This window comes from Pseudomonas sp. PS01299 (genome assembly GCF_029960145.1).
Lineage (GTDB): Bacteria > Pseudomonadota > Gammaproteobacteria > Pseudomonadales > Pseudomonadaceae > Aquipseudomonas > Aquipseudomonas putida_A.
In genome coordinates, this window is record NZ_JASCPO010000312.1 from 1 (window position 1) to 5469 (window position 5469).

The following is a 5469-nucleotide window of genomic DNA, read 5'->3' on the forward strand; positions in this document are numbered from 1 at the left end:
GTGTCAGTCACCGTAATACTGACTGACACACCGCAATCGCGAGCAGGCTCACTCCTACAGGGAAATGGGGTGGTGCTTGAGAAAGGCGCCAAAACCTTGGGTTTATGGCAAACTTCGCGACCATAAACGCCGGTTTCGTGACCCAGAGCCTTCGGCCGGGTCACGTGGCGGAATAAAGCGATGCCAGGTCAGCGTCCCCGGACGGGAACAGACCCTTTGTGTGTTGGTACGTCGGTGCCAGCGCTTTCTGCCTGAACAGATTAGAGAAACGACCATGCATAACGTCGTCATCAGCGGCACCGGCCTGTACACCCCGGCCAACAGCATCTCCAACGAAGAGCTGGTGCAGTCTTTCAATACCTACGTCGCGCAGTTCAACGCCGACAATGCCGACGCCATCGCCAGCGGTGAAGTCCAGGCGCTGACCGAATCCAGTGCTGCATTCATCGAAAAAGCCTCGGGCATCAAGAGCCGCTTTGTCATGGACAAGGACGGCATCCTTGATCCTGCGCGCATGGCCCCGCGCCTGCCGGAGCGTTCCAACGACGAATGGTCTGTGCTGTGCCAGATGGCCATCGGCGCCGCTGAACAGGCGCTGCAACGTGCCGGCAAGACCGCCGCCGACATCGACGGCGTGATCGTCGCCTGCTCCAATCTGCAGCGCGCCTACCCGGCCATCGCCATCGAAGTCCAGGAAGCACTGGGCATTCAGGGTTTCGGTTTCGACATGAACGTCGCCTGCTCCTCGGCGACCTTCGGCATTCAGGCCGCGGCCAACAGCGTGCAACTGGGCCAGGCCCGGGCGATCCTGATGGTCAACCCGGAAGTCTGCACCGGTCACCTGAACTTCCGTGACCGCGACAGCCACTTCATCTTCGGTGACGCCGCGACAGCGGTAATCATCGAGCGTGCCGACCTAGCGACGTCCAAACACCAGTTCGACGTGGTCAGCACCAAACTGCTGACCAAGTTCTCCAACAACATCCGCAACAACTTCGGCTTCCTCAACCGCGCGGCGGAAGAGGGCATCGGCGCCCGCGACAAGCTGTTCGTGCAGGAAGGCCGCAAGGTGTTCAAGGACGTCTGCCCGATGGTCGCCGAGCTGATCGGTGAGCACCTGGAAGAGAACAAACTCAACGTCGGCGACGTCAAGCGCTTCTGGCTGCACCAGGCCAACCTGAGCATGAACCACCTGATCGTGCGCAAGCTGTTGGGCCGTGAAGCCACTGAAGAAGAAGCGCCGGTGATTCTCGACACCTACGCCAACACCAGCTCTGCCGGCTCGGTGATTGCCTTCCACAAATATCAGGACGATCTGGCCGCCGGTTCGCTGGCCGTGCTGAGCTCGTTCGGCGCCGGTTACTCGATCGGCAGCGTAATTCTGCGCAAGCGCTGAGTCACCCTCCTTTGTGGCGAGGGAGCTTGCTCCCGCTCGAGTGCGTAGCGCTCCCGATACCGGCGATTGCGATCTTGCTGGAGAACCGCAATCGCCGGTTTTGCGACTGCTGCGCAGCCGAGCGCGAGCAAGCTCGCTCGCCACAGGGTCGAGTGCGTTAACGTTAATCGGTATTTGCAAACGAGGCGTGCATGGCCGCAACCGACGACACCCAACTGCTCGAACGTCTGCTCGCGGGTGAGCAAAAGGCTTTCAAGGAGCTGGTCAGCACCTACCAGAGCGCCATGCGCGCCGTGGCTTACGCGATTGTCGGCCAGCGCCATGTCGAAGAAGTGGTGCAGGACGCCTGGCTTTCGGTGGTGCGCCATATCGGCAGCTTCGAGGGTCGTTCCAGTCTCAAGACCTGGCTGCTGACCATCACCGCCAACTCGGCCAAGAGCCGCTACAAACAAAACCGCCGCGAAGTATTGATGGATGATCTGCCGTCACCCCACGGCACCATCGATGACGACCGTTTTTCGCCCGGTGACGGCCATTGGCTGGTGGCGCCATTCGCCTGGCATCAGGACACCCCGGAAGCCTTGCTTACCGAAAGTGAATTGCGTGATTGCCTTGAGCACACCTTGCTCAGCCTGTCGGAACTGCAAAGCAGCGTGTTGCTGCTGCGCGAACGTCAGGGTCTGGAACTGGAAGAGATCTGTAATCTTCTGGAGATCTCGCTCTCCAATGTCCGTGTGCTGCTGCATCGTGCGCGGCTGAAAGTCTTCGCCACGGTGGAGCATTTTGAGGAGACCGGCGAATGCTGACCTGCAAGGAACAAGTAGCGCGCTCCAGCGATTATCTCGATGGCCAGTTGAGCTTTCGCGAGAAACTGCTGGTGCGCCATCACCTGATGTTCTGCCCGAACTGTCGGCGCTTCATTCGTCAGATGCGTTTGATGCAGGCCACGTTGAAGGCGATGCCGGAGAAGCCGCAAGAGGGTGTGGATGCGCTGGCTGAGCGTCTGGCCGAGCAACGCCGCAAGGAAAAATAGAATTCCACCTGTAGGAGCTGCCGAAGGCTGCGATCTTTTGATCCTCAAAAACAAGATCAAAAGATCGCAGCCTCCGGCAGCTCCTACAGTGTTTTTGCATCCTGCAGAAATAGCCGGCGCGGGACGAAACGAACGGATGATGGGGATCGTCCCGCCCGCGTCAGGCTAGAGGGTGACGCTGTTTAGAACTTGGCTTCGGCATCCAGCTGCAGAGTGTTGGTGTCTGCGTCACGCTGGGTACGGCTGGAGAAGTCGGCCTTGGTCAGGAAGTACGTGGCGCCGATGGCGAAGTTCTTGTCGATGTCGTAACCGACCTTGAACTTGTGCCCACGGGAACCGGTGGTGCCGTTGGCGAAGTCGGAGTCGGTGAACGCGCCGACCACGGCGTCACGCTGTACGTCACGATAGTTGTAATCCAGGTTCAAACCGAAGACTTTCGACTTGGCGCCGACCAGCCACGCGGTATCGGCGTCGGTCACGGCATCGTTGTTCTTCACGTATTGACCGTAGAACGACAGCGGCATCGGCAGTCCGCCGATGTCGATCTGGCTGAAACCTTCGTACAGGCGGAACTCGTTGTTGGCCGAGTTGCCGTTGACCGACAGCGCGCACGGTGTGGACGTCCCGGTGCAGCGGCTGTCTTCGTCGTTCTGGTAGGCGTAGACGCTGCCGCCCAGGGTCAGTTTCAGGTTGTCGGTGATCGCGAAGCGGCTGCCCAACTGGCCAGCGGTCAGGCGCAGGTCGTGACGGAATTGCACGCCTTCGCCGTCGACGTTGTCCTTGAGGGTGTAGTTACCCAGGCTGCCGAACAGTTCGGCGCTGCTGCCCAGTGGGTATTTGTAGGTGACGGCCAGACCTTCCGGGTTGATGTCGCTGTCCCAGATCACGTCGCCCATGCTGACCCACGGTTGCAGCATCTTGCCGCCGATCACGTGCAGGTTCTTGATCGCATCGGGGTGGTAGTCGATGTAGCCCAGGTCGAGCCAGATCTGCTTCTTGTCGAAGTAGTTGTCCATGTCCTGGTTGGTCGAACGGGCATCGTCGCCGCCGCCGGTAGCGATACGGATACCGGTGTCGACTTGCGGGTTGATCTCGGTGTAGGCGCCGAGGCGGGCGCGGATGCGCTGGCGATCCTTGTCACGGCCGCCGTTGTTGGATTCGCCGTCGATCTTGACGGTCTCCTGACGAATACGCACGTCACCCTTGAACTGGGTCTTGGCGGCCCAGGCGAGTTTCTGGTCGAAGGAGCTCAGCTCATTGGTTTTCTTCGCGGTCGCCGCGATCTGCTCGTTGGTCTCTTGCTGCGCCTGCTGCGCGATTTGCTGAGCCTTCTGATCCTTGGCCAGTTCAGTTTGCAGTTCTACGTACTGCGCCTGGGAAATGGAACCGTTAGCCTTGAGCATGTCGAGCAGTTTGGCGTCGACTGCAGCACTGGCCGGAACGCTCATGGCCAGCAACAGGCCACCGCACAGGGCCGCCGCAGTTTTCGTGGAAGCAAGACGCATAGCAATCTCCGAAGATGAGAGGGATGGCAGAACCATCCGGGGCACACCGACGCGCACGTCGGAAAACAGTGTCCGGGTAGAACCCGGCGCTCTAAAAACAGGAGCGAGTATCGCGATGGTTTATGACAGAGCAGTGGCTAAGTGATGTCATGTCGATGACGATACAAAGTTGTCCTGAACTATTGATCTAGAGCGCTGTCGTCCGATTGCTCGTGTGCAAAGGGCAGCGATAAGCGATACTCGCGGGGCTTTGAAGCCCGGAAGTGGAGAGTCAGTTGATGCCGTTGCAACGCCTGCAAAGCCTGTCAGAAATCGCCCCTGCGACCTGGGATGCACTGGTGCCCGAGAACCAGCCGTTTTTGCGGCACGCCTTTCTCTCGGCCCTTGAAGACAGCGGCAGCGTTGGCCCGCATACGGGGTGGCAAGCCGAGCATCTGCTGCACGTCGAAGACGATCGGCTGATCGCGGCGTTGCCCAGTTACCGCAAGTGGCATTCCTACGGCGAGTACGTGTTCGATCACGGCTGGGCCGATGCCTGCGCCCGGGCCGGCATCGATTACTACCCCAAACTGCTGACGGCGGTGCCGTTCAGTCCGGTCAGCGGGCCACGCTTGCTGGCCGCCCGGGTCGAAGACGGTTTCGAACTGCTCAAGAGCCTGCCGGGTTATCTGGAAATCGAAGAGCTTTCCAGCGCGCACATCAATTTCACCGACCCGTTCACCGATGCCGCCATGGCCGAGCAGCCGGGCTGGCTGCAACGTATCGGCTGTCAGTATCACTGGCAGAATCGCGGTTACCGGGACTTCCAGGATTTTCTCGACGCGCTCAGTTCGCGCAAGCGCAAGCAAATGCGTAAAGAGCGCGAGCAAGTGGCGGGGCAGGGCTTCGAGTTCGAATGGCTGGAAGGGCGTGAGCTGGACGAGGCGCAATGGGATTTTGTCTACGCCTGCTATGCCAACACCTACGCCGTGCGCCGCCAGGCGCCGTACCTGACGCGCGAGTTTTTCAGTCTGCTGGCTGCGCGGATGCCGGAGGCGATTCGGGTGGTGCTGGCCAAACAGGGTTCACGTCCGGTGGCGATGGCCTTCAGTCTGGTCGGAGGCGACAGCTTCTACGGACGTTATTGGGGCTGTCTGGCCGAGTTTGACCGGCTGCATTTCGAGACGTGTTTCTATCAGGGCATGGACTATGCGATTGCCCAGGGGTATCAGCGCTTTGATGCCGGCGCTCAGGGCGAGCACAAGCTGATTCGCGGCTTTGAACCGGTGATCACCCACTCGTGGCACTACCTGCGTCATCCCGGTCTGAAAGCCGCAGTTAAAGACTTCCTGCAACAGGAACGTGCTGGCGTCCTTGCGTACGCCGAGGAAGCCAGAACAGCCTTGCCATACCGCCAGGCCTGAGCTTGCCTTTAAACGGGGCCGACATCGATTCTCGGGCGTGGTTGATTTATTACTGTGGGAGGGGGCTTGCTCCCGAATGCGGTGTGTCAGTAGGGTAAATATGACTGACACGACGCCTTCGGGAGCAAGCCC

Annotated in this window: 5 protein-coding genes; 4 read left to right on the forward strand and 1 reads right to left on the reverse strand. The window is 60.0% G+C overall.

Annotation, left to right across the window (positions count from 1 at the left end):
- Positions 1–274 precede the first annotated feature (274 nt).
- From QMX91_RS28570 to QMX91_RS28580, 3 genes are all read left to right on the forward strand, one after another.
- Complete coding sequence (locus tag QMX91_RS28570; RefSeq protein ID WP_282413740.1) at positions 275–1396, forward strand: beta-ketoacyl-ACP synthase III; 1122 nt, start codon at positions 275–277, stop codon at positions 1394–1396.
- Positions 1397–1587: 191 nt separating this feature from the next.
- Positions 1588–2202, forward strand: coding sequence for an RNA polymerase sigma factor (locus QMX91_RS28575; protein WP_003222662.1), 615 nt, complete (start codon positions 1588–1590; stop codon positions 2200–2202).
- A complete protein-coding gene (locus tag QMX91_RS28580) occupies positions 2196–2429 on the forward strand; it encodes a zf-HC2 domain-containing protein (RefSeq protein ID WP_098967716.1) in 234 nt (77 codons plus the stop codon). Before QMX91_RS28575 ends, QMX91_RS28580 begins: the two co-directional genes overlap by 7 nt.
- Positions 2430–2611: 182 nt before the next feature.
- On the opposite strand, the gene QMX91_RS28585 is transcribed toward QMX91_RS28580, so the two are convergent.
- Complete coding sequence (locus QMX91_RS28585; RefSeq protein ID WP_123586864.1) at positions 2612–3934, reverse strand: putative porin; 1323 nt, start codon at positions 3932–3934, stop codon at positions 2612–2614.
- 278 nt (positions 3935–4212) lie between these two features.
- On the opposite strand from QMX91_RS28585, the gene QMX91_RS28590 reads away from it, so the two are divergent.
- Positions 4213–5337, forward strand: coding sequence for a GNAT family N-acetyltransferase (locus QMX91_RS28590; protein ID WP_098967719.1), 1125 nt, complete (start codon positions 4213–4215; stop codon positions 5335–5337).
- Positions 5338–5469 lie beyond the last annotated feature (132 nt).